18 protein-coding genes are annotated in these 23981 nt (G+C 60.5%); 10 read left to right on the forward strand and 8 right to left on the reverse strand.

Annotated features, from left to right (window positions below):
• Nucleotides 1-123: 123 nt before the first annotated feature.
• Nucleotides 124-324, reverse strand: a complete 201-nt coding sequence (locus JNB71_RS13325) for a hypothetical protein (protein WP_220372304.1) — start codon at nt 322-324, stop codon at nt 124-126.
• 77 nt (nt 325-401) lie between these two features.
• A complete protein-coding gene (glgA, locus tag JNB71_RS13330) occupies nt 402-1925 on the reverse strand; it encodes a glycogen synthase GlgA (RefSeq protein ID WP_220372305.1) in 1524 nt (507 codons plus the stop codon).
• A gap of 642 nt (nt 1926-2567) precedes the next feature.
• On the opposite strand from glgA, the gene glgX reads away from it, so the two are divergent.
• The 3 genes from glgX to treZ all read left to right on the forward strand — a co-directional run bounded on the left by glgX (nt 2568) and on the right by treZ (nt 7344).
• Nucleotides 2568-4637 carry a glycogen debranching protein GlgX gene (glgX, locus tag JNB71_RS13335; RefSeq protein ID WP_220372306.1) on the forward strand — a complete coding sequence of 690 codons (2070 nt, stop codon included), beginning with the start codon at nt 2568-2570 and terminating at the stop codon, nt 4635-4637.
• 134 nt (nt 4638-4771) lie between these two features.
• Nucleotides 4772-5548 (forward strand): SDR family oxidoreductase, encoded by a 777-nt coding sequence (locus JNB71_RS13340; protein WP_222857310.1) that lies wholly within the window; start codon nt 4772-4774, stop codon nt 5546-5548.
• A 137-nt stretch (nt 5549-5685) separates the two neighbouring features.
• Nucleotides 5686-7344 carry a malto-oligosyltrehalose trehalohydrolase gene (treZ, locus tag JNB71_RS13345; protein ID WP_346657265.1) on the forward strand — a complete coding sequence of 553 codons (1659 nt, stop codon included), beginning with the start codon at nt 5686-5688 and terminating at the stop codon, nt 7342-7344.
• 111 nt (nt 7345-7455) lie between these two features.
• Here treZ and JNB71_RS13350 read toward each other — a convergent pair whose 3' ends face one another.
• On the reverse strand, nt 7456-7944 hold the full coding sequence (locus JNB71_RS13350) for a hypothetical protein (RefSeq protein ID WP_220372308.1): 489 nt from the start codon (nt 7942-7944) through the stop codon (nt 7456-7458).
• 73 nt (nt 7945-8017) lie between these two features.
• Entirely contained in the window at nt 8018-9331 is a 1314-nt protein-coding gene (locus JNB71_RS13355) for an Nramp family divalent metal transporter (protein ID WP_223215847.1), read from the reverse strand.
• Nucleotides 9332-9877: 546 nt separating this feature from the next.
• Here JNB71_RS13355 and JNB71_RS13360 point away from each other — a divergent pair.
• The 6 genes from JNB71_RS13360 (at nt 9878) to JNB71_RS13385 (ending at nt 16609) form a co-directional block, all read left to right on the forward strand.
• Nucleotides 9878-10123 carry a hypothetical protein gene (locus JNB71_RS13360; protein ID WP_220372309.1) on the forward strand — a complete coding sequence of 82 codons (246 nt, stop codon included), beginning with the start codon at nt 9878-9880 and terminating at the stop codon, nt 10121-10123.
• Nucleotides 10124-10174: 51 nt separating this feature from the next.
• Complete coding sequence (locus JNB71_RS13365; RefSeq protein ID WP_220372310.1) at nt 10175-10432, forward strand: hypothetical protein; 258 nt, start codon at nt 10175-10177, stop codon at nt 10430-10432.
• A gap of 84 nt (nt 10433-10516) precedes the next feature.
• Nucleotides 10517-11203, forward strand: a complete 687-nt coding sequence (locus JNB71_RS13370) for a class I SAM-dependent methyltransferase (protein ID WP_220372311.1) — start codon at nt 10517-10519, stop codon at nt 11201-11203.
• 623 nt (nt 11204-11826) lie between these two features.
• The gene (locus JNB71_RS13375) at nt 11827-12387 is read left to right on the forward strand and encodes a DNA-3-methyladenine glycosylase (RefSeq protein ID WP_223215848.1); all 561 of its coding nucleotides are present in this window, start codon (nt 11827-11829) and stop codon (nt 12385-12387) included.
• A 90-nt stretch (nt 12388-12477) separates the two neighbouring features.
• The gene (locus tag JNB71_RS13380; protein ID WP_220372312.1) at nt 12478-13764 is read left to right on the forward strand and encodes a DUF763 domain-containing protein; all 1287 of its coding nucleotides are present in this window, start codon (nt 12478-12480) and stop codon (nt 13762-13764) included.
• Between the two features lie 373 nt (nt 13765-14137).
• A complete protein-coding gene (locus tag JNB71_RS13385) occupies nt 14138-16609 on the forward strand; it encodes a glycogen/starch/alpha-glucan phosphorylase (RefSeq protein ID WP_220372313.1) in 2472 nt (823 codons plus the stop codon).
• A gap of 387 nt (nt 16610-16996) precedes the next feature.
• Here JNB71_RS13385 and JNB71_RS13390 read toward each other — a convergent pair whose 3' ends face one another.
• From JNB71_RS13390 to JNB71_RS13405, 4 genes are all read right to left on the reverse strand, one after another.
• Nucleotides 16997-17428, reverse strand: coding sequence for a hypothetical protein (locus JNB71_RS13390; protein ID WP_220372314.1), 432 nt, complete (start codon nt 17426-17428; stop codon nt 16997-16999).
• 494 nt (nt 17429-17922) lie between these two features.
• Nucleotides 17923-19122, reverse strand: a complete 1200-nt coding sequence (locus JNB71_RS13395) for an efflux RND transporter periplasmic adaptor subunit (RefSeq protein ID WP_220372315.1) — start codon at nt 19120-19122, stop codon at nt 17923-17925.
• Between the two features lie 3 nt (nt 19123-19125).
• Nucleotides 19126-21489 (reverse strand): ABC transporter permease, encoded by a 2364-nt coding sequence (locus JNB71_RS13400; protein WP_220372316.1) that lies wholly within the window; start codon nt 21487-21489, stop codon nt 19126-19128.
• Nucleotides 21490-21494: 5 nt separating this feature from the next.
• Nucleotides 21495-22214 carry an ABC transporter ATP-binding protein gene (locus tag JNB71_RS13405; RefSeq protein WP_220372317.1) on the reverse strand — a complete coding sequence of 240 codons (720 nt, stop codon included), beginning with the start codon at nt 22212-22214 and terminating at the stop codon, nt 21495-21497.
• Nucleotides 22215-22456: 242 nt separating this feature from the next.
• Between JNB71_RS13405 and JNB71_RS13410 the strand changes: the two genes are divergently transcribed.
• Nucleotides 22457-23860, forward strand: coding sequence for a PLP-dependent aminotransferase family protein (locus JNB71_RS13410; protein WP_220372318.1), 1404 nt, complete (start codon nt 22457-22459; stop codon nt 23858-23860).
• Nucleotides 23861-23981: the final 121 nt, after the last annotated feature.

Raw genomic sequence — 23981 nt, forward strand, 5'->3', positions numbered from 1 at the left:
GCAGCGCATCCACGATGGCCGCGCCTGAGAGGGGCACGCTGGCGTCAACAGTCGAAGCGAGGCCGCGACGGTCGCGACCATGTCTTGGAACGGGCGCAAAGAGCCTTCGACAATTGAATTCGACTACCCCGAAGCGCGATGATCGTCCGTCGGAGCCGGCAGGCGGTAGCCCCAATGCGTTGCGGCGTACCGCAGGGCCGCCCGCGTGGCGCTTTCGCGGTCCTCGAAAAGTTCGGCGAGGACGTGGCTCCGGTCGTCGCATTCCACAAGCGCGGTCTTGCTGCGGTAGTCGTAGTGGACGTGAAGTGGCTGGAATTCATTCATTGGAATACCCCCCCGCAATTGCATGCGTGGGGAAACGCGCAGGAGGTTGGCGCGTTCCGTCCTCCTCGAAAAAAACATCACGGATTCGCCAAAATCGATCGTCTGCGGGAGTGGGGCAGACGAAGGGCTGCCGCCTCCCGGGTCCTTTGTGTCGTGCGCGCCGGCTGGTGTCGCAGTAGCCGGTCGTAGAGCTCGGCATATTGTTGCGCGCTGCGTTGCCAGGAGCAGTCCGCCTTCATTGCCTGGCGCCGCAGTTGGTCGAAGGCACGATGGTTGCGAAACAGCGCGAAGGCGCGCCGCAAGGCCTGCCGCAGGCCATCGGAGTCGATCGGCGTAAACTGAATTCCCGTTGCTGCCCGAGCATGCAAGGCGGCGTCGTTTGCATCGATCACGGTTTCCGAAAGCCCGCCGGTCCGGGACACGATGGGTACGCAACCGTAGCGAAGGGCGTAGAGCTGCGTCAGCCCACAGGGCTCGAACCGCGACGGCACAAGCATTGCGTCTGCACCACCGTGAAGCAGGTGTGCTACGCGTTCCTCATAACCGATTTTCACGCCGATATGCTGCGGATAACGTCTGGCCGCATCCCGAAACTGATCTTCGATCACGGCGTCGCCCTGGCCGTGGACGATGAGCAGTCCGCCCCGCCTGGCGATCTCGTCGACGACGTCGGCAAGAATGTCCATTCCCTTTTGCCACGTCAGCCTGTTCACGCTGGCAAAAACCGGTCGGCGGGTGAAGGGCAGCCCGAACGACTTGAGAAGCTTTGCGCGGTTCTGCGCGCGATATTGAAATGTTGCGAATGAGTAGCAATGGTCGAGATAGGGATCGCGAGACGGGTCCCATACGTCCATGTCAATGCCATTGACGATCCCGACGACGTCATCGTGGCGCGCGTTCAGAACGCCCTCCAGACCCATCCCGCCGGCCGGCGACATTATCTCGCGTGCGTAGGTCGGGCTCACCACGGTTATCAAATGCGCGGTCATCAATCCGGCCTTGAGATAACCCAGGTCGCCATAATATTCCAGGCAGTCAACCGAAAACGCTTCTTCGGGAAGGCTGAGTTCCGCAAAGTGGCGGGCGGGGAACTGCCCCTGAAAGGCCAGATTGTGGATGGTCATGACGCGCGGCACGTGCGCGGCGTTGCTGTATTTCAGATAGACCAAGCTGAGCGCCGAATGCCAGTCGTGCGCGTGGACAATATCAGGCTTCCAATGGACGACCGCGCCTAGGGCGATATCACAGGCAACCCGCGAGAAGGCGGCGAAACGCTTCCAGTTGTCGTCGTAATTTCGGCACTCTTGATCCATGTATGGATTTCCTCGCCGAGCGAAAAAATCCGGAGCATCGAGAACGAGCAGCTCCAGGCCGCAAGCCGTTCCCGACAAGAGGGTAGCCGCTGCACCGAAAAGGTCATCGTATGATCTGACCACCGTCCGATCCGCCAGTGCATCCAGCACCTCCGGGTATCCTGGCACGAGAGTGCGGACTCGAATATTGAAAGCCATCAAGGCTTTTGGCAGGGATGCGGCGACATCGGCAAGCCCGCCGGTCTTTACCAAGGGAAAGAGCTCAGCCGAGACGGCGAGAATCTCCATGAGGATGTTCCTTTTCGACCCGAGGCATCTCGAATTGCTCGCGGTCCCCTTCAACCCGCTCGTGCCGCTTCGTGTTCCGTAAGCGGTTGTCAATTTCCGGCCATGCAAATGGGACGGCGGCGAGCCTCCGCTCAGTCGTTCGCGCGCCAGGAAGCACGGTATTCACATAGCTCGGCGGACGAATTGATGAGGACCGCGTCTCAAGTTTCCCAAAGCTTGCGTTTGCTTGGAACAAATAGCGATGGGTTGGGGTTGCAGGTCGATGAGAACACCAAGCGGAGGCAGCTGTTCGGCAACAACTGACCGCATCTGACACGGAGAATGCTGATGATGAAACGCCCAATGAAGCGCCTCTCCGATTGGAAGAGGTCAACGTCTTGGCGTCGGCAACGCAAGAACCGCCCGGAACCACAAGTCATGGTGCCGCAAGTGGTCGACCTTACCTTGCCGAAGACGACCCACCAGGAAATAGCAGTACCCGCTTCCATCAACGGCAGGAGCTTGGCCGATGGACGTCCATGAAGGTGGGGCGGCACTGCGTTCGGCGATGTCGCCGCCCGATCTGGCCCGGGAGTACTTCTTGCGGCCCGTGCCTGAGGTGAGGTGCCGCGTCAAGTCCTGGACGGGCGGCGGAATGGATTCATGAGATCTGGCACGATTGCAATCGAACCGGGGCGCTGGCAGCACTTGGGCGCCATTCCCGACACCGACGGCGTCAACTTCGCCCTGTTTTCCGCCCACGCCGAAAGGGTGGAACTTTGCCTTTTCGACGAAACCGGAGCAAACGAAACAGCCCGGCTCGAACTGCCGCAATACACCAACGAGGTCTGGCACGGTTATGTGCCCGGTTTGAAGCCCGGTGCCCTCTATGGCTACCGCGTGCATGGGCCTTACGATCCATCCGCCGGCCATCGCTTCAATCCCAACAAGCTTCTGATCGACCCCTACGCCCGGGAATTGGCCGGTGACATCACATGGTCAAAAGTTCATTTCGGCTACGATCTCGCAAGCCAGCACAAGGACTTGTCGTTTGATCAAAGCGATAGCGCCTCCAGCATGCCGAAGTGCCGCATCGTCGAACCGAACAGCTATGACTGGAAGTCGGACTGCTCTCCCGCAATACCGTGGTCCCGTACCATCTTTTACGAGGCCCATGTGAAAGGGTTCACCCAGCTTCACCCTGCCGTTCCGGAAAAACTGCGCGGCACTTTCGAGGGGCTCGCGGAAAAGGGAATCGTCGACTATTTGAGGTCTCTCGGCATTACCTCGGTCGAGCTCCTGCCGATCCACTACTTTCCCGACGACAAACACCTGATCGACAAGGGTTTGCGCAACTACTGGGGCTACAACAGCCTCGCGTTCTTCGCGCCGGCGAGCCGCTACTATGGCCCGCGCGGTATGGACGGCCTTCGAGACATGGTACGGGCGCTGCACGACGGCGGTATCGAGGTCATTCTTGACGTGGTCTATAACCACACAGCTGAAGGAAACGAGCTTGGCCCCACCTTGTCTTTCAAGGGCATCGACAATTTCTCCTACTATCGCACATTACCCGACGATCATCGCTACTACATCAACGACACGGGCACCGGGAACACCGTCAACACCTCGCATCCGCGAGTGTTGCAAATGATCATGGATTCACTGCGCTATTGGGTCGATGAGATGCACGTCGATGGATTTCGGTTCGACCTCGGGACCATCCTCGGTCGCGAGCCCGAGGGGTTCGACCAGCGCAGTGGGTTCTTCGACGCGGTGACGCAGGACCCCCTTCTTGCCAAGGTCAAACTCGTGGGTGAGCCCTGGGATATCGGCCCAGGCGGCTACCAGGTTGGTGGCTTTCCACCCGGTTGGGCTGAGTGGAATGACAAATACCGCGACACGATACGCGACTATTGGAAGGATAAGAACGGGACTGCGCCTGATTTCGCAGCTAGATTCATGGGATCGGCCGATATTTACGATCGGCGCGGACGACGCCCCTGGTCCAGCGTGAACTTCATCACGGCACATGATGGCTTCACATTAAACGACCTTGTCTCATACAACAGCCAGCACAACGAGGCCAACGGCGAGGGCAATGCCGACGGCCACGGCGACAACCGCAGCTTCAATTACGGCGCCGAAGGACCGACCAAAGACGAGGCAATCAATGACATCCGTGGCCAGCAGATGCGCAATTTCCTGGCCACCCTCCTTTTCTCGCACGGTACGCCCATGTTGCTTGCTGGTGATGAAATCGGTCGTACTCAAAAGGGCAACAACAACGGCTATTGCCAAGACAGCGAGATCAGCTGGCTGCATTGGGATACCGACCGCGAAGATGCCGACGCGTTAAGAAAGTTCGTCCAGAAACTGATTGGTCTGCGCAAGCAACAACCGCTGCTTCACCGCGACAACTGGCGAGACGGCGCTACCGCGACCTGGGTCAATGCGGGCGGCGGGGAACAGACAGTGGAGCACTGGCTTGACGAAGGGAGCACGACGATCGGGCTTCATCTCTGCTGCGAGGTTTTAGAGGAGGGAGCCTGGCCCGAGCTGCTGTTGATCTTTAATCCCCATGACGGTCCGGTACCCTTTAAAATGCCGCGTTCCGCGTCTGGCATCTGGACACTTGCGCTGACAACGGCAAAGGACGCCAACACCGTCTCCAGGAACCGGGACGTCCTTCAGATGCCGCCCCGCAGCCTGATGCTTTTTGCCCCAGCCTGAGCCCGCTGAATTCGGCGAGCAGCTGTTCGAACAGGTTGGCTCGACTGACCCTGGGCATGACCTCGTTTCTGCATACGCGGGAACCAAATGAGCCCGGCGTCGTTTTCGGCCATCATCCAAAGCGGGAGATCGGGATGCGCAACAGGGTGGCGTTGGTGACTGGGAGTGGATCAGGGATAGGCCGGGCGTCGGCCCTGGCTCTGGCGGCAGACGGGTTTCGAATCGGGGTGCTTGGGCACAGCCATGACGAACTTGTGGCGACGGTCGCGGATATTTCAGCGGCGGATGGCGAGGCGGTGGTTCTTGACGCCGACATTGCCGAGGAAGACCAGATGCGGCACGCTGTAGCGAGACTGGTCCAGCAATTTGGACGACTGGACGTCGTAGTTGCCAACGCTGGCATCAACGGGGTCTGGGCACCTATCGACGACCTGACCCCCGAGGAGTGGGCCAGGACGCTCACCGTCAATCTGACCGGGACATACCTCACCATTCACACGACCGTCCCTCACCTAAAAGCAGCCGGCGGGGGGTCAATAATCGTGGTTTCGTCAATCAATGGCACGCGCACGTTCACAACACCCGGCGCGACAGCCTACACGGTGACCAAGGCAGGACAGGTCGCCATGGTCCAGCAACTCGCCCTGGAGCTGGCGCGTCATCACATCCGTATCAATGCGGTCTGCCCCGGAGAAATCGATACCAATATCGACAGCAACACCGCGCTTCGCAAGGAAGACGAAACCTCCATCCCGGTTATCTGGCCCGAAGGGCAGGTCCCGATTACGGGAGGAAAGCCCGGGCGAAGCGAGGATGTCGCCGACGTCATTGCGTTCTTGGCCTCGGACAAATCCAGGCACATAACAGGCTCGCCGATCTGGGTGGACGGCGGGCAGGGGCTGCTGCGATGAGAGACACGGCAAGCCCTGCTTCACCCCTCACCCGTGCGCAACGCTGGGGTCCGCGACGGAACCCCGACGGCAGCATCCGCTTCCAGCTTTGGGGCCCGGCGGAAAGGTCGGTCGGACTACGACTGAACGGGTCCGACGTGCAGATGACCAACTTTGGCGATGGTTGGCACCATGTCGACGTCTGTGCGCCCCCTGGATCAGTCTATGGCTTTCTTCTGGATGATGGCGCGCTCGTTGGCGATCCTGCGTCGCGTCAACAAGTCGGACAACTCGATGGTCCATCCATACTGACAAGCGACAACAGCTATCACTGGCGGAATGACGAGTGGATCGGCAGGCCCTGGGAAGAAGCCGTAATTTACGAAATCCATGTCGGGACATTCACCCCAGAGGGGACGTTCGGCGCTGCGATCGAACGGCTCCCGAGGTTGGCCGAACTCGGCTTCACGGCGGTAGAGCTCATGCCCATCGCACATTTTCCGGGTACGCGCGGATGGGGTTACGATGGCGTGCTGCAATTCGCCCCCCACACCGCATACGGCTCCCCCGATGACTTGAAGGCGTTGATCGACGCTGCCCACGGGCTCGGCCTGATGGTGTTTCTTGACGTTGTCTACAATCATTTTGGCCCCGAGGGGAACTATCTGAGCCGATACGCGCCGCAGTTTTTCCGCACGGGCCGAGATACTCCTTGGGGGCCTGCGATCGCTTATGAACAAGAGCCGGTGCGGCGTTATTTTATTGAAAACGCACTTTACTGGCTGATCGACTTTCGCCTGGATGGCCTCCGGTTCGACGCCATCGACCAGATTGAAGACAGCGGCGGCGAGCATATCCTCCTGGAGATCGCCCGCGCCGTGCGCAGCGAAATCGGCAGCCGGCACGTCCATCTCACCACGGAGAACCCCGCCAACGGCACGGATCTTATGGCGGATTTGCCTGAGGGGCGGCTCTATCAAGCTGACTGGAACGACGATTTCCACCACGCACTGCACGTGGCTGTGACCGGCGAAAGCGCCGGATACTACGAACCCTTCAAGCGCAACACCTGGGCAAAGCTCCGCCAGGCGATGGCACACGGCTATGTGAAGCCGGGGAAGGCGATTATCGGCGACAGTTCACCGCCGACCGAATCCCTGCCACCAACGGCCTTCGTCCATTTTTTGCAGAATCACGATCAGGTCGGAAACCGAGCACGTGGGGACCGGCTCCATGCGACCGTTGATCGACATATCTACAGGGCGCTGACCGAGATGCTGCTGCTTTCACCGCAGGTACCACTGCTTTTTATGGGCGATGATCATCTTTCACTGCGGCCGTTCCACTTCTTCGCCGACTATACGGGTGCAATCGCCAAGGCTATCCGTGACAACCGCCCCAAGGAAGCGGCGATTTTTGGTGGCGTTCCAGAGGGAATGTCGGCCTCCGATCTCCGGGATCCGAATGACCACGATACCTTTGTCCGCAGCAAAATCGACTGGCATGAGGCTGCGACCGAGGACGCGATAGCCTGGGCCGAGTACGTCAAACTCCTCCTTGAAATCCGCCGTGGGACCATCGTGCCGCTGCTGTCGCAAGCCACCGGTTACTCGGGCACTGTGCTTGCGGATACCCCGGACAGGTGCGTGTTCATCGACTGGACGTTCGGGAGCAAGGTGCTGCAGCTCAGGGCGAACTTTTCGCGGCACGCCGTGGCACTACCGGCAACAACAGGCAACCGCGTATATCCAACTGGCGATACTCGTGAAACAGGCCTTGCTCCAGCAAGCTGCCAGGCGTTTATCCGGCAGTCGTAATCCAGTCAGGGCGAATAGCTGCCGAGAGCCGACACAGAAACAGGATTCCAAGGAACCTTCGCCCGCGCCGTTAGTTCAAGCAACGGACGGAGGGCTGCGATGAACAAGCATCTACGCCGCAAACTGGAAGCCGAGAATGGCAAGGTTCTCCAACAGGTCAGCGCCTTGCCATACCGTGTTCGCAAGAACGGTTCCGTGCAGATCCTTTTGATCACGACGCGCGAAACCCGCCGTTTCACGCTTCCAAAAGGTTGGCTGATCAAAGGCAAGAGCCCGCATAAAGCGGCGGCAATCGAAGCAAAACAGGAAGCCGGGGTAAAGGGAAAGATAAAACCTGGTCCGGTTGGCAACTACTTCTACTGGAAGCGCGGCCTCAGCTGCTTCCTGCCGGTACGCGTAACGGTTTACCCGCTGAAGGCGCAAACCATCCTCTCCCGGTGGAAGGAAAGGGGACAGCGTCTGCGAAAATGGCTGTGCCCCAGTGAAGCGGCGCTTCTCGTCGACGAGCCGCAGCTCGTGTCGCTGCTTCGCAGCTTCGACGGTGCATGCAGCAAGAGGCGAACCAAACATTCCTCCCGCGATCGGTCGGAAAGCGTTCATTCGGAATTCCCAGACGCGCAAGGGATTGTCGGCGCCCGCGCAGGAAATGTTTGAAGCCTCGAAATGACGGACGTCATATCAGCAACATCGCGATCACGGCTGCCGCCATGATCGCGGTCGCGCCCCAGCCAAAGAACAAAAGCGGCGTTGAGGCGGTGAATTCCTTCATTCTGTCATGCCGTCCAACGACGATCATCATCGCGGCCATCACCGGAACGGCGACAAAGCCGTTGACGACGGCGCTCCAGAACAGGGCCTTGATCGGATCGATTGCCGTGAATTCTATTGCAAGTCCCATCAGCGTCGCGGCGGTAATGACCGTGTAAAAACCCGTCGCTTCCCATGGCTTGTGCTCCAGTCCGCATTTCCATCCTTGGCTTTCGCCAAACGCGTACGCGACAGATCCTGCAAGCACGGGTATCGCAAGCAGGCCGGTTCCGATGATGCCGATACTGAAGAGCGCGAAGGCCAGTTCTCCGGCTATCGGCTTAAGTGCCTCTGCCACATCGGCTGCCGTTCCTATTTCGGATTTGCCGCTCGCGTGAAGCGTCGCTGCCGCACTCATCATGATTGCGACCGCGACAACGTTCGAGAAGGCCATGCCGGTAAAGGTATCGAGTCGGACGCGGCGCAGTTCCCGAGGGGCCTGCTGCGGCGCCACTTTGAGGGGCTTTGCACCGTCTTTCTCCTCGATTTCCTCGACCTCCTGGCTCGATTGCCAAAAGAACAGATACGGACTGATCGTGGTGCCGAAAACGGCGACGATCACGGTCAGACTGTCGGCATTCCATGGGAAAGACGGTAGGATAAAGCCTTTGAGTGCGGCCAACCAGTCGATGCGAACGACGAACAGCACCGCGATATAGGAAAGCAGAACCATGGTCAGCCATTTCAGATAACGGGCATAGCGTTCGTAGGGAATGAACAATTGAAGGGCCAGTGACAACAGCGCGAGAAGGACAGTTGCCGGTGCGCTGGGAAGCCCAAGCGCCAGTTCGACCGACGCCCCCATGGCGGCCAGATCGGCCCCAATGTTGATCGTATTGGCTCCGAACAGCAGAAAGACGAGCGCAAGAACCATCGGCTTCGGCCAGATGGCGCCAATGTTGCTCGCCAATCCGTGGCCCGTGACGCGCCCGATTCTGGCGCTGACCATCTGGACCGCTGACATGAGCGGATAGGTCAGCACCATTGTCCAGAGCATGTTGAAGCCAAACTGCGCACCTGCCTGCGAATAGGTCGCGATGCCGCTTGGATCATCGTCAGCCGCTCCCGTGATCAAGCCGGGACCCAGCTCCTTGAAAACAGCGGCCCGGCGCCACCGTCCAGTCGGTGCCTTTTTTATCGTACGGCCGGCCGGAAGCGGCGTTTCAAGTGGTGTGGTCATCGGGTCTCCTCTTGGGCCGGTAACGACTTTCAAGGCGTCGAGTTCCACGGAATGCGGTTCGATCACGCCCATGGTGGCTGCGGTAATCTCTGAAAATCCGCTCTCCGGCCGGGAGACTGACAGGCCAATGTCATGCAAGGAAACGGCGCCACCGCTGACGCAGCTCGGCAAACTTCGCCATCCGTCCTTCAAGGGACTCCAGACGGATAAGGATCCGTCTCGGCGTGTGATCTCGAGGGCTCTTAAAAAAGGCCTCTTCCCCGGGGATTGGGGAAGAGGCCAACAGATTTTCCTCACAGACCCGATCAGACTGCCAAGAGATCGGGCCACGCATATTTTCTCGGTGAACGCTCCATAACAATTAAATATTTTAATCGCGTCAGAACTGTCTCAAACCGGACAGTGTGGGCTGCCGATGCATGATCGGCGCTGATGCCGGTTCCGGAACGACGATGCCTTGCGTTGCGAAAACCGCGAGCCCGGACCCGGACGTGGAACCTAAACCGTCATTCGAAAGTTGGTAGGTTTCGCAGACTGGGAACGCCGATGGCCGCAGATGACCTGCTGAATGATCCGGTTTCAGATCTCGCTTCCCGACTTGAAGCAATGACGGATGACGAGGTTTTTACCGCGATGAGCACGCTGGAGGCGGTGAGCGAGGGCACCGAAAGCGCTGACCAAGCCGAGATTGTTGCACGAATAGCATTGATCGAAGTCGAGATCGAACGACGCTTTCCCGGCCAGCTCCTTGCACCTTATTGCGACTGGAAGAAGAGGAATCTTCTCATGTAACGGGCTGCCTCGCGCGACCGCGTGGGAGCCATCATCTCTATGGAGTAACCGATGAGCAGTTCCGAAACAACGAACCACAAGACAATCCGGGCGTGGGTCGAAGCGCGAGGCGGTCGACCCTCCGTGATCCGCACGGGAGGAAAGGGCGGTGTCCTTCGCATCGACTTTGGCGAAAAGGAAGAAGACCTCGACGAAATCAGCTGGGAGGAGTTCTTCAAGATCTTCGACGAAAACAAGCTGGCCTTCCTCTACCAGGATAGAACGAAAGACGGTGAGACCAGCCGCTTCAACAAGTTCATTGAACGCTGATCGACGCAGCCCCGAGGGCGCTGTGCGGTGTGTCCGACGGACGAGACCCGCACTGGCTACCGCTCTTCAGGGATCGCTCAGAGGATGCTACCCGTGACCTGCGCAGCTCGTTCCCGCAGCCAAGACAACCTGATCGAGCGTCAGCGACGCGCTTACCGGATTTGGGCTCCGGTCTATGACCGCCTCTATGCCGGCATCCTGGCGGATGCCCATGGCAAGATCATTGAACTGGCCTCGGCGGAAAGCGGGCGCGTACTGGAGGTCGGGGTCGGAACAGGGCTATTGCTCCCCAAATACTCCAGAAAATGCCACGTCACGGGCATAGACATTTCGGATGAGATGATGGCGAGAGCCAGAGAAAAGATTGCCGCTCAAGGCCTTGATCAGGTCGACTTGCGCGTCGGCAACGCCCAGTGCCTGGAATTCCCACCGAATAGCTTCGATGTCGTGATCTTGCCCTTCGTTCTGACCCTTCTGCCTGATCCGGAGGCCGCGCTCGACGAATGCCTTCGCGTCGTGAAGCCAGAAGGAACGATCGTAATTGCCGGCAAGATCGGTGACGGGGCCGGGGTCGTCGGTCTTGCCGAGCGGATCATGGCCCCTTTTGTCGAGGCGATCGGGTGGAGCGCGACCTTTCGATCTCAGCGTCTCTTGGCGTGGATCGACAGACAACCACGCGTCGAGCTGATCGATTGGTTATCATCGGCTCCCTGCGGGCTTTTCAAGGTCATCAAGTTGCGCAAGTCCCACGAGCGCTCACCAGCGCCGTAACCGTTGGCCCAGGAGCAAGGCCAGCAGCCGTCCAGTGGCAAACCTGGCCGCGCGGCCGCTTGCTGACCGATTGGTGGCCGAGGATGTCTTGCTTCAGATGCGTAAGTCTTGCGAAATCGATCACCACGGGCACGGTCAGGACACTGTTGCTCGCGTAGCGCCACCGCCCCAGGAGAACTACCTTAGCGGCACTCCGCTTGACCGCTTCAATTTTGTGTTGTCTACTCCCGCTAACTGATGCCCCACTGCCCCGCCGGCAGGTAACCCTCTTCATTGAGACGCGATGATGACCTACGACTGGGATGGGAAACGTACGAGGCGCCTGCTCATGGTGCAGAGCATCGCCATCGGCGCGGTAATCTTGCTTGGCTCCACATTTTTCGTCGCAGCCACGGCACTCGTAATCGAGTAGTTGGGCTACAGGGAGCGCTTGCCGCTCAGATAGGCCAGACCAGTCGCCGAAGCGGTAGCCGCTGGCGCGCGAGTTCGTCGGCGAGAGCGACGGTTGCCGGGTTGTTGATGTTCGACAGGAGACTCCGGTATTCTACCTTTTCCCTGTTTCTACTGTGGAAGGGGTCAATTGCGTCCGATGAGCGCGCAACCATCAACTTGGATTGCCATCGATGCTACGTGACCGAAACTGGATGAATGCGTTTTTCGATCGCCCGGCGCACACTGTCGCGGTCGACTTGATCGGAGCGGCATTCGGCATCGCGGGCGTCGGTGGTCTGATTGTCGAAACCGAAGCCTATTCGGATGAAGACCCCGCGTCCCACAGCTACAAGGGGCCAACCCCTCAAAATCGGGCGATGTTCGGTCCGCCGGCAAGCCTCTATGTCTACCGGTCGTATGGCATCCACTGGTGCCTGAATTTCGTTTGCCGGTCGGGCAGCGCCGTCCTGATCCGAGCGTTGGAGCCCACGGTAGGATTGGACCTGATGCGGTTGAGGCGGGGCATGGACAATACGGTTCTGCTCTGTTCCGGCCCCGGACGTGTCTGCCAGGCGCTCGCCGTGACCGGTGATCTCAACGGTTGCTCGTTGGCTGAAGACCCCCTTCATCTCACCATTCCCGTGGAGCCGCAGACGGTCTCCACTGGACCGCGTATCGGCATCACGAAGGCGGCCGATGTTCCCTGGCGTTTCGGCCTCAAGGGCTCGCCATTTTTAAGCAAGAAGCTGTAAAACGTCGCCTTGAAGTCCATATGATGTTGCCAGCGAACTGGTATAGATCTTTCGGTTAAACCTTTCGGCAAGCCAATCGGAGACGATTCCTTGACACAGCGGGCGGGCAGCGCTGATCTTCCATTGCATGGCGGACGCGTGCCGAAATGGCTCGGCGACCGGATGACACGTCTTGGTGCAGTGATCACCGAGGCTATTGTCCAGCATTACGGACGCGACGAGTTTTTGCGCCGGCTGGCAAGCCCGTTCTGGTTCCAGTCGTTTGGCGCCGTCATGGGGATGGACTGGCACTCTTCAGGCATTACCACCAGCGTGATTGGCGCGTTGAAGCGTGGCCTGACGCCGCTGTCCGGCGAGCTTGGCATCCATGTCTGCGGTGGACGTGGGGCGCAATCGCGCAAAACTCCGGATGAACTGGCGTCCATCGGCGACCGTGTCGGCATCGACGGACTGGCGCTGGCGACCACCAGCCGGCTCGTCGCAAAGGTCGATAGCGCCGCCGTCCAGGACGGCTTCGACCTTTACCTGCATGGTTTCATCGTCACCAACGACGGCAAATGGGTGGTGGTCCAGCAGGGAATGAACGATGGTCGGCGGCAGGCTCGGCGCTATCACTGGCTGTCCGAAGGGCTGACGAGCTTCGTCGACTCTCCCCACGCTGCGATCGAGGGCCGCGATCAGGGACAGATCGTCAATCTTGCCGACCGTCGCGCCGTCCAGTCGCGCCAGGGGCAATTGGACCTGCTCGCGTCCCTGGGGCCGGACAGGATCGTCCGGGAGGTTTGCGCGCTGGAGGCCGAGTTCGGGCCGAAGGGCATGTCGGTGACCCAGGCGCAGCCGATGCTGCCGCATCTCGTCATGCCGGCCCATCACGATGTCCGCCAGGGCGATGTGAATATGCGCCGCCTGTACGGCAACCTGGCAGCGGCAGCCGACCGGGGACCGGTGGATTTCGAGAGCCTGCTGCTGACGCCGGGCGTGGGGGCAAGGACGGTCAAGGCACTGGCGATGGTGGCCGAGGTCGTGCATGGCGCGCCATACCGTTTTTCCGATCCTGCGCGGTTCTCGCTGGCGCATGGCGGCAAGGACCGCCACCCGTTTCCCGTGCCGTTGAAGGTCTATGACGAAACGATCAATGTCATGAAATCGGCGGTGCGGAAGGGCCGGCTTGGACGCGACGAGGAGTTACAGGCGCTGAAGCGGCTGGACGATCAATCCCGGCAACTGGAACGATATGTGACGGGCCCCGACCTCAAGGAAATCATTGCCGGGGAGTTCCACAACTCCGCGCTGTTCGGCGGTCGCAGCGTATTCGGATGGGAGTCGGCCGTCGATGGCTTGGCCAAACCCTCTTCGAGAAAGTCAACCGGAAACTAGCAGGCTGGGGGCTGCCTCGGTCCCAAACGCCGGCGTTCAGCTGCGCGACCCATGCGGCGATGACTACACCGTCATCCAGGCATTGTTACGGAGCCATTTTGTAGTACGCTCGGGTTCTGGGACGAAATTGGCGCGATGCTGGTCGGAGACGTGATGAAGCAGGTTGTCAACGCCAGTCAACAGCGTCAAGCAAGCCACTGAGGTTCATCGGAAGGCTGTGTGCCGGGGCGGCTTAAACACGGCACCACCCTTCGAATACCGAAAGCAATTCCAATCGGTTGAGACCGCTGGGGGCCGAAGGTCCCGCTATAGCACCGCCAGAAGGGGCACCACCATGAGCAGCGAAAAGGCAGCAGTCCCGCCGCAAACTTCCATGTCTCCTGGACCTCATGACCTACCCACACACTATCGCTGCGGTCCGATCCAGTTCAGGGGAAGCCACGACGGGCTTTACGAGCGTCATCTGCTCTTCGACAACGTCATCGCCCCGGAAGACGCGGGAAACCGCGAGCGATACGAGGCGATCGCTCGATCGGTCAGAGATGTGCTTTCGCAGCGCTGGCAACACACCGAACAGACCTATGGCAGAGAGAATCCCAAGCGGATTTACTATCTGTCCATGGAGTTCCTGATCGGGCGATCTCTCAGCAACAACATCGCCAATCTCGGTCTCGGCCCACTAGCCAAGCGGCTTTTCGATGAGGAGCATATAGACGAATTGGCCATCCTCGTCGAAGAGCCCGACGCAGGTTTGGGAAATGGGGGGCTTGGCCGGCTCGCGGCCTGCTTCCTGGACTCGATGGCGACGATGCAATTGCCGGCAATGGGCTACGGGCTGCGCTACGAGTACGGGATATTCAAGCAGACGATCGTTGACGGATGGCAACGCGAGGAGCCCGATAATTGGTTGCGCCGGCCGGATCCCTGGGAGGTCGCCCGGCCGCAGGAGGCGGTCGAAATCAAACTCGGCTGCTCCTTCGAAGTTCGCGGCGGGAATTTGCGCGTGGCTGCCGGGATGCCGTCCCGCCTGCTTGGCATACCATACGACCGGCCGATTATCGGTTATGGCGGCCGGACCATAAACACGCTGCGGCTTTGGGCCGCGGCAACTCCGGAAAGCTTCGACTTCCAGGCCTTCAGCGCCGGTGAGTTCGTCAGCGCGCTGGCACAGAGGCTGACGGCCGAGACCGTCACCCGGGTCCTTTACCCCGACGATACGACGAGCATGGGACAGGGGCTGCGGTTCGTCCAGGAATATTTCCTGGTTGCATGTTCGCTCACCGACCTCGTCCGGCGGTTTCGCTCGAATAACTCCGATTGGCGTTTTCTGCCCGACAAAGTGGCGATCCAGCTCAACGACACGCATCCCAGCCTCGCAGTTGCGGAACTGATGCGTATCCTGCTCGACGACGCGCATTTGGGTTGGGACGACGCGTGGGATCTCACAAGGCGTTGCCTCGCGTACACCAACCACACCCTTCTGCCGGAGGCCCTGGAGAAATGGCCGCTGCGGTGGTTCGAATTGATGCTACCGCGCCACTGCGAGATCATTCTGGAGATCGATCGACGGCTCAGGGGCGAGGTTCTGGCCCGTTTTCCCGAGGATCAGGACCGCGTCGAGCGGGCGAGCCTGATCGAGCGGGGCGGCGACTGGCTAGTTCGCATGGCCAATCTCGCCATTGTCGGCTCGCACAGCACCAATGGGGTCGCCGAGATCCATTCGCGGCTGCTGCGCGAAACGACTGTGAAGGACCTTGCGGAGATATTCCCCGGACGATTCAACAACAAGACGAACGGCGTGACGCCCCGGCGTTGGCTGCTCCTTTCCAATCCGGACCTTGCCCGCTGCATAAGCGACGGCATCGGCGATGGATGGATCACCAATCTCTCCGAGCTCGAAAGGATGAAGCCGCTCGTCGACGACAGCGGATTTGTCGATGCGGTTGGTGAAGCCAAACGAATGGCGAAGCAGCGCTTTGCCCAATGGCTCAAGTCAAGTGCGGGGATCGATGTCGATCCCGAGACCGTCTTCGACAGCCAGGTCAAACGCTTCCATGAATATAAACGGCAATTGCTGAACGCGCTGAGGATCGTCGCGCTCTACAACCGCATCCGTGAAAATCCTGGCCTCGATATCGTCCCGCGCACTTTCTTCTTCTCGGGCAAGGCGGCGCCCGCCTACCACGTGGCGAAGCTGATAATCAAATTCCTCAACAATCTCGCCGCCACGATCGACGCCGACCCGATGGTGCGCCGGCATCTCAAGGTCGTCTTCCTGCCGGACTACAGCGTATCGCTGGCGGAGCGTCTCATCCCCGCCAGCGACGTCTCCAACCAGATTTCGACGGCAGGATACGAAGCGAGTGGCACCAGCAACATGAAGTTCATGATGAACGGTGCGCTGACGATCGGCACCCGCGACGGAGCGACGATTGAAATGGCCGAGGCGGCAGGCGAGGAGAACTTCTTCCTGTTCGGGCTGACGGCGGGCGAGGTCGCGGGGAGCCGCGGCTGGTACAGTCCGCGCTGGCACTACGACAACGAACCCGAAACCCGTGCTGTGCTGGATCTGATCCTGTCCGGGCATTTTTGCCGTTATGATCCCGATATTGTCGATATGCTCCGCAATGTCCTTTTGACCAGCGGCGACGTCTTCAGGCACTTGGCTGACCTTACCTCGTATCTGGAAGCGGATCGGCGAATGCAGTCTCTTTATGGCGATCGTCAAGCATGGACCCGGAAAGCGCTGCTCAACGTCGCGAATTCGGGAAGGTTCTCAAGCGACCGCACGATCGCCGAATATGCGGCCGAAATCTGGACCGCCAAACCCTGTCCGGTGCCTTGACTGGACTGTGCGGGAGCGCCTCAGGGTCGATTTCTACTGTGCTTGGACAGGTTCGTGGAACGCTCTCCTGCTTTCACGACAACCCAAATGGACCGCCGGGAGCAGCCAGGAGGCAGGCTGTTGACGTTCTGGACCACCTCAAGAGGGGTTGGGCATTGATGTGGATTTCCCCGCCCGCTGAACGCGTTGTCCGTGAATTCCTGCTGCAGTACGCTCATAAGCCGGTTCGGTACCAGCCGCTTCTACTACCTCGCAGTCAAGCGGCTCGCCAAAAAGCGCCCTTGGTCGAGAGTAATGCAGTTGAGCGCGCTCGAAGCGCCGGACAAGGGCCACCCGTGCCAGGGCGACTGGCCCGCGGCCGTCCTCCGGCGCCTCAGCGAAGGCGGATCACGCGAAAAATGCGCACAGGCGTGCCCAGATTCCTGCCGTCCGATCAATATGTTTTGCCCTGATAAAGCGCGCCGTCCGTGCTGCGCTTACCGTCGTGCCGAAATGACAGAAGCAGACGATATCGTGCAACTGGCCGTCGGAGAGTTGGAAAAACCGCTTCGCTTCCCCGTAAGTGTCGTTCTCCAACCCGGCCGCCCGAAGCAGAGGATCGGCGAAGGCGACCGAAAGGGCCGAATTGTCGCAACGCAGTGCTGCTCGTGCCCTGGCCGGCTGATATTCTGTCTCATGCAACGTTGTGAGGACCCGGTGTGGATCAACTTCAAGAAGGTCCACCCAACGTTGGAGACGCTTATCGCGCGACAGGAGTTGAGGGAAATCCTGGCCAATCTTGGCAAGGGTCAGCAGTTGGTCAAGTTCATGGTGCTTCATATCGTCCTCCCGACGAGTGACGCTGGCTAACGTTCGGGCCAAACCGGAACGGTTGGAACGGTTTGATCCATGGCTATAATTTTAGAGGTATGGCATATGGCGCCAATATCAAGAACCGACCTCGTCGGTATCGCACATGCGGCCTGCGTTAATGCTGTTCAAAGGTGGGCGTGTCGCCCGCAGCCAACGCCACTTACATGCGCCGACCAGTGGCGAGAAGCGATATACCGAAGAGTCAGAGCGGCTTACCGCTTCGCGCTCGCCCGGGGAAGTCAAAGGGCAAGGTGGCAAGCCCTCGGCGCCCCAACGCCCCCCGCATCAGCCTTTCGGTGAGCGGAAGGGCAAATCATAGTGCATAATTGTTCGCCGGCTTTGATCCGGCAATCGGGGCGACAAGCCAGTCGGCACAAATCAGCTGCCGGTCGTGCGCCCAAGCGGTGTCGAGACGATCTTTGAAGTCAAATGCCGGGGGATGCCAGGCCATGGTTATCCCGTTAACGCTCAACGATCGCTACGCCGTCCTTGATGCGGTCGCTGGGATAAAGGATTGTCTTTTCACCCGGCTGAAGCCCCTCTCGAATCTCCACTGCAAGGTTGTTTCGGTGGCCGACGACAACGGGGCGCAACCGCGCCCGCGCCTCTTGCGCGACGAATACGGCCCATTGGTCGCCTTGCCGGAACAAGGCGCCGAGCGGCAGTTGCAGGACTTCTCCTTCGAAAAGGATGACCTGCACATCGACGCGATAACCGTGTCCAAGTGGTCGCCACTGTTCCGGCGGATCGGCAAAATCCAGGACGACGTCGACGCGCTGCTCTTCGATTCCAAGTGCGGAAACCTTGGTTTGACCGAAGGGCTCTATGCGTCTGACGGTCGCCTTCAACTCCTTGCCGCCCCAGCCGGTAATGATGGCCCGCTGCCCTGGCCTAATCTTGACCGCGTCCTCCGAAAGCAGACTGACGACAATCTCCAGGTCGGCGGGATCACCGATTTCGAGCAAAGGGGCGCCGCCCTCGACGACGCCTTCGCTGCGGCGCAAGACCCTTAGAACGACGCCGTTCACCGGAGCGGTCACCGGCACGCATTCGCATGGGCCCCTACGGCTCCGAATTTCCTGGCGCGACAGCAGTCGCGACTGTGCCTGCGCGAGTTCGTGCTGCCTGACGTTCAGGGCGGCCTCGGCGGTGGCAAGATTGGCTTCCGCGACACTGTGGGCCCGCTCGGCATCTTCCAGTGTGCGCTGGGGGATCGCTCTGCGCTGCAACAGCAGACGGTTGCGTGCGAGTTCCCCGTGGGCGAAGGTCAGGTCAGCCTTCGCCTTGTTGAGTTCGGCGGCGGCAAGATTCTGCGCGGCACGCGCCGCCTCCACCGCCGCTTGCTGCTCCGCTTCGGTCCTGACGTCCAGAAAGGCCGGTGGTGCAGGCTCGATCTGTGCCAGTTGGGTCTTCCCAGCCTCGACGACATCCCCCGCCTCGACGGTGATGCGCTGCATTTGGCCTCGCAAGGGTGCATGAAGCGTGTAGACGTCGCGGACCCGCGTTTCGCCTTCCTCATCGATCGTGACGCGCAGAAGGCCGGTTCCGGCGGCGGTGAGGTCCACCTGAACGGGCTGCGGCCGCAAGGCGTAAGCGATGCCGGCCACCAGCACGGCCAGCAGACCGCCCCATATAACCAACCTGCGTTTCGCGACCCTCACCGGTTACTCCCTTGTCTTCAGCACAGCGATCAGATCTAGCTTGTCCAGCCGCCGGCGCACGATCGCGGCGCAGGCCAGCGTCGCCGCAAGAGCAATCAGCGCGGCCTTGCCGTAGGTCGCATCCCGCAGCACCAGCGGCACCCGGTACAATTCCGTCTCAAAGGCGCTCGTCATGTACCACGCAAGGCTAAAGCCGATGACTGCGCCGAGCGGAATGGCAACCCATGTGAGGAGGCCGACTTCTCCAAGCAAAATGTAGGAGATTTCCCATCGGCTGAAACCGAGGACGCGCAAGGTCGCGAGTTCGCGCGCCCGTTCGGAGAGCGCTATGCGGATTGAATTATAGGTGACGCCAACGGAGAGCGTCATCGAAAAGGCGACGAAGAAGCCGACGAAAATCAAGATCGTTTCACCCATGGTCTTGTAGAAGGTATCGATGGCGGCGTGGCGGAACAGGACGGCGGCAATATGGGGCGTATCCTTGAGCGTTGTGAGCAGGGCAGTGCGGCTTGATGCATCGACGCGGATGTGGATGCCGCTTATGACGCGTCCGTCGCCGGCGATCCTGTTGAGCGCGGCCATGTCCATATAGGCGGGCTTGCCGATATAGGTTTCGAAGATCTGTAGCACCGGCAGGCTGACCCGCGGCTGGCGCCCTTCCAGGAGTTCGACGACGACGGTGTCGCCCGCCTTGACCTCAAGCAATTCGGCCAGTTTGACAGAAAGCATCAGTCCGCCGGGCGGCACCTCCAAACGTCCGCGCTCGACGTCAAAGACGGGGCTCAGGATGGCTCCGGTCGGCACGCCAACAATGCCCTGCCGCTCGATGAGATGTCCGTTATTGATGCGCGCCGAGACAAAGCGATAAGGTTCCGCCGCCAGGACGCCCGGCATATGCTCGAATTCCCTGATCGCGCCGATCGGTTGAAGGTCGCTGAACGCGACAGTCGCGTCCTGATGCTGCGCGCGCTCAAAGACGGATTCGGCAAGGGAATCGATGGCGTCGACCCATTGGAGCGCCATGATGAGAACGGCGACCGACATGGCCAGGCCGAGACTGGCGAGAAACGCCCGCACCGGCCATCGGATGATGCGCCGCAAGATCATCCGCGACGGTTCGTCCAGAGCGCCGGCCAGTACCGTGCGCGCCGCGAAGCTGCGCCGGTAGATCGGCGGGGAAGGGGGCTGCATGGCCTCCGCGGGCGGAAGCCGGACGGCACTCCGCACCGCCGCCAGGCTGCCGGCCAGTGCGGCTCCCAGACTGATCGCCCCGGCAATCACGAAGCCCGCCGGACCGGGACGATAGAGCAGGAACGGGAAGCGATAAAATTTCGTGTAGAGCTCAGTGTTCCAATGACCGAGCCAGGCGCCGATAACCGAGCCCATGAGCACGCCGATCGTGCCGATGACAAGAACCATTTTGGCGAAGTGCCAGCCGATCGCCCAGTTGCCGTAGCCGAAAGCCTTCAGGAGCCCGATCTCGCGGCGCTCGGTCTGGATCAGTCGAGCCATCACCATGTTGGTCAGGAAGGCGGCGACCGCAAGGAAGATGGCCGGCATGATCCGTGACATGTTTTTCTGTTGCGCGATCTCGCTTTCCAGAAACCAGTTCGACGTTTGGTCGGCACGGAGATAGGCGCCTATGCCGCCGAAAGGGGAAAGCAGACCATCGAGCCTACGGATGACATCCCTTTCGTTCGCATCGGGCAGGAGGCTGAGTGTCACACTGTTGAAGGAGGCCTTGAGATCGAAGGCCGCCGCCAGTGCATCCCGGCCCATCCACAGCACTCCGAAGCGCTCGTCGTCGGGCATAAGGCCTCCGGGGGCGATGGCATATACGTATTCGGGGCTAAGGGCGGTGCCCACGACCTGCAGGTTGCGCTTGCGTCCCCTTAATATGGCATCGAAACTGTCGCCGGGTTTCAACCGGTGGGCCTCGGCGAAGGGTTCGCTAACTACCACCTCGTCGGGCCGCGTTGGGTCGGCCAAGCGCCCCGACCGGATCACCAATGCGTTCAGAAGCTCAGGGCCCCGTTCGGGCAACGACATCAACCGGGCAACGACGGGCTCGGAAAAACCGGGCATGTCGAGAATGGCGCCTTCGACGATACGCGTTTCGGCAATCCTCACGCCGGGAATTTCCGCGATATCGCGTCCGAGATATTCGGGCGCGCGCTTGGCCTCGGCGAACATATCGGCAAAACGGGTGCGTTCGTAGTAGGCGGCGGTCGTCTCTTCGAGCGCCTCGATTGTCGTCAGTGCCATGATGAGCAACGCCGTGCCCGAAGCGATCACGAGCGCGATGGCCAGCACCTGGGCTCTCAGCCGCCAAAGTTCGCGAATAAGCTTTCGGTCCAGGCTGGTCATCACCGTCACCAAGCCAGTTCGGAGGGGGCGCGCTGACCGGAATTGAGCCGTGTTTCGACGATCCGCCCGTCGGCGAAGTAGAGCACGCGATTGGCAATTTCGGCAATGACTGCGTTATGAGTGATGAGCGCGGTCGTCGTGCCAAGTTCCCGGTTGATCCGCAGGATCGCGTCGAGGACAAGAACTCCGGTCTTGCTGTCGAGCGCGCCCGTCGGCTCGTCGCAAAGCAGAAGGTCGGGGCGCTTCGCGATCGCGCGGGCGATGGCGACCCGTTGCTGCTCGCCGCCGGAAAGCTGCGCGGGGAAGTGATCCAGCCTGTCGCCGAGACCGACCATGGCCAGCGCCCGGGACGGCGGCATGGGATCCCTGGCGATCTCGGTCACGAGGGCGACGTTTTCTCGCGCAGTCAGGCTGGGAATGAGATTGTAGAATTGGAATACGAAGCCAACGTGGTTGCGGCGGTAGAGATTGAGCGTGCGCTCGTTGTTCATATCGATTTCGCGATCGCGAAACATGACACTGCCGCTGGTCGGCCTGTCGAGACCGCCAAGGATGTTGAGCAAGGTCGATTTGCCGCTTCCCGACGGACCCAACAGGACGACGAGCTCGCCTTCGCGCAGATCGACGTCGACGCCACGCAAGGCGTGAACGTCCACCGTACCCATCCGGTAGATCTTGATGAGGTCTCGCGCCTGCAGGGCCGTGGCAGATGTGTCCTTCTCCACCGGTCGCTCCTTGATTTGCGAGGCGTCACCTTGATCGCGGAACCGTCATCCCGAAAGATAATGTTCGATCTCCGGTCTGAGAACTTTACCACATTCTTTGCCACTTCGGCGGCGGTCACGGTCCCGCCAGCAGAAGGGCGCACGCACTTCCGCAGTCTAACCGCAATCGGATAAGGTGCTTTTTGCGTGACAGCCGCGGAAAGCAACAATATACAGTCAATGTTCAACATCGATGAGTTTTCATGAAAACCTGGCTTCCCGACCTCTCCCGCAGCAACGGTCCCCGCTATATGGCGATCGCCGACGTCATAGAGATGGATCTAAAAAGCGGAAAGCTGCTGGTGGGCGACAGATTGCCGCCGCAGAGAGAACTTGCGAAGCGGCTGGCGATCGATTTCACTACCGTTGCGCGCGGTTATGTCGAGGCCCAGAAACGCGGCCTTGTCGCGACCCACGTCGGACGCGGAACCTTCGTCATCGGCGGGACGGAAAGAGAGCGGCGCGGCTTCGTCTCCAGTGCCGCCGCGGATCCCGCACGCACATCCGTCGTGGATTTTTCCATGAACATGCCGCCGGAGCCGGAGGATCCCGATCTTCTGGCGCGCATGCAGGAAGGGCTCTCGGCTGTCGCCGCCAATATGATCCCGCTTCTGCGATATCAGGGGTTCGGCGGCGCCGGGATGGACAAGGAAGCGGCGGCCTCCTGGCTCAGCCGTCGAGGCCTGGTTCCCTCCCAGGAGCGCACCTTCGTGACGCCAGGCGCCCATCCCGCACTTCTGGCAATTTTCGGGCTTCTGGCAAAGCCGGGCGAAATGGTGCTCTCGGAAAACATCACATATCCCGGAATGCGGTCAATTGCGGCCCAGCTCCGCCTCAATCTGACCGGTCTGCCGATGGACGAGGAGGGGATTATTCCCGCGGCTTTTGCCGATGTCTGCAAGGCAGCCAAGCCAAAGGCGCTGTATCTCAATCCCACGCTGCAGAACCCGATGACCCTCACCATACCGGAGAAGCGGCGGGAGGAAATCTGCGCCGTGGCACGCAAATATCATGTTCCGATTGTCGAGGATGACGCTTACGGGTTTATACCCCTCCACGGTCCGGCGCCGCTTGCCGCGATGGCGCCGGATCTCACCTGGCACATCGGCGGATTGGCGAAATGCATCGGTGCCGGCCTGCGGCTTGCGTATGTCGTCGTGCCCGACACCCGGGCGGCGTGGCCTTTCGTGAGCGCCATGCGCGCCGCGAATGTCATGGCCTCGCCAATTTCGGCTGCTCTTGCAACGCGCTGGATCGAGGACGGCACGGCCGACAGCATTCTCCGTTTCATCCGGACCGAGGCGGCCGCGCGCCAGGCCCTTGTAGCCGAAGTGCTGCCGCCGAAAAGCTACAGGAGCGATCCGATCAGTTTCAACATATGGCTTCCTCTGACGAACGGATGGACACGCGCGACGTTCGGCACCCAGATGCGCGCGTCCGGCATCGGCGTTGTCGCAAGTGATGCTTTTACCGTCGACGGTCCGGCCGAGGAAGCGGTGCGCGTGTGTCTCGGAGGTCCGATCCGCCGCGAGACCCTCAAGGGCGCGCTGGAGTTCATGGGCCATGCGCTAGAGGGTTCGCCGGAAATGGCAGGCACTTTCTTCTAACGGTCAAGCCGCAAGCCCCGATTTCGACGTGATCGGAAATTGAGTCTGGTCGGTGGAATGCAGCGGTGCGACCGCTGGCTGCTCCACTGTGGCGCTTGTGGCTGCGGGTCTGACATAGTCC

Source organism: Rhizobium herbae, from assembly GCF_019511375.1.
Classification (GTDB): domain Bacteria; phylum Pseudomonadota; class Alphaproteobacteria; order Rhizobiales; family Rhizobiaceae; genus Pararhizobium; species Pararhizobium herbae_A.

Bases quoted from the DNA above. Each gene is read 5' to 3' on its own strand.
- JNB71_RS13375 (WP_223215848.1), top strand. From the start codon at position 11,827: ATGCTACGTGACCGAAACTGGATGAATGCGTTTTTCGATCGCCCGGCG.
- JNB71_RS13325 (WP_220372304.1), bottom strand. From the start codon at position 324: ATGAATGAATTCCAGCCACTTCACGTCCACTACGACTACCGCAGCAAG.
- JNB71_RS13365 (WP_220372310.1), top strand. From the start codon at position 10,175: ATGAGCAGTTCCGAAACAACGAACCACAAGACAATCCGGGCGTGGGTC.
- JNB71_RS13385 (WP_220372313.1), top strand. From the start codon at position 14,138: ATGTCTCCTGGACCTCATGACCTACCCACACACTATCGCTGCGGTCCG.
- JNB71_RS13360 (WP_220372309.1), top strand. From the start codon at position 9,878: ATGGCCGCAGATGACCTGCTGAATGATCCGGTTTCAGATCTCGCTTCC.
- JNB71_RS13350 (WP_220372308.1), bottom strand. From the start codon at position 7,944: ATGAACGCTTTCCGACCGATCGCGGGAGGAATGTTTGGTTCGCCTCTT.
- JNB71_RS13390 (WP_220372314.1), bottom strand. From the start codon at position 17,428: ATGAAGCACCATGAACTTGACCAACTGCTGACCCTTGCCAAGATTGGC.
- JNB71_RS13340 (WP_222857310.1), top strand. From the start codon at position 4,772: ATGCGCAACAGGGTGGCGTTGGTGACTGGGAGTGGATCAGGGATAGGC.
- JNB71_RS13355 (WP_223215847.1), bottom strand. From the start codon at position 9,331: ATGACCACACCACTTGAAACGCCGCTTCCGGCCGGCCGTACGATAAAA.
- JNB71_RS13400 (WP_220372316.1), bottom strand. From the start codon at position 21,489: ATGACCAGCCTGGACCGAAAGCTTATTCGCGAACTTTGGCGGCTGAGA.
- JNB71_RS13410 (WP_220372318.1), top strand. From the start codon at position 22,457: ATGAAAACCTGGCTTCCCGACCTCTCCCGCAGCAACGGTCCCCGCTAT.
- JNB71_RS13370 (WP_220372311.1), top strand. From the start codon at position 10,517: ATGCTACCCGTGACCTGCGCAGCTCGTTCCCGCAGCCAAGACAACCTG.
- glgA (WP_220372305.1), bottom strand. From the start codon at position 1,925: ATGGAGATTCTCGCCGTCTCGGCTGAGCTCTTTCCCTTGGTAAAGACC.
- glgX (WP_220372306.1), top strand. From the start codon at position 2,568: ATGAGATCTGGCACGATTGCAATCGAACCGGGGCGCTGGCAGCACTTG.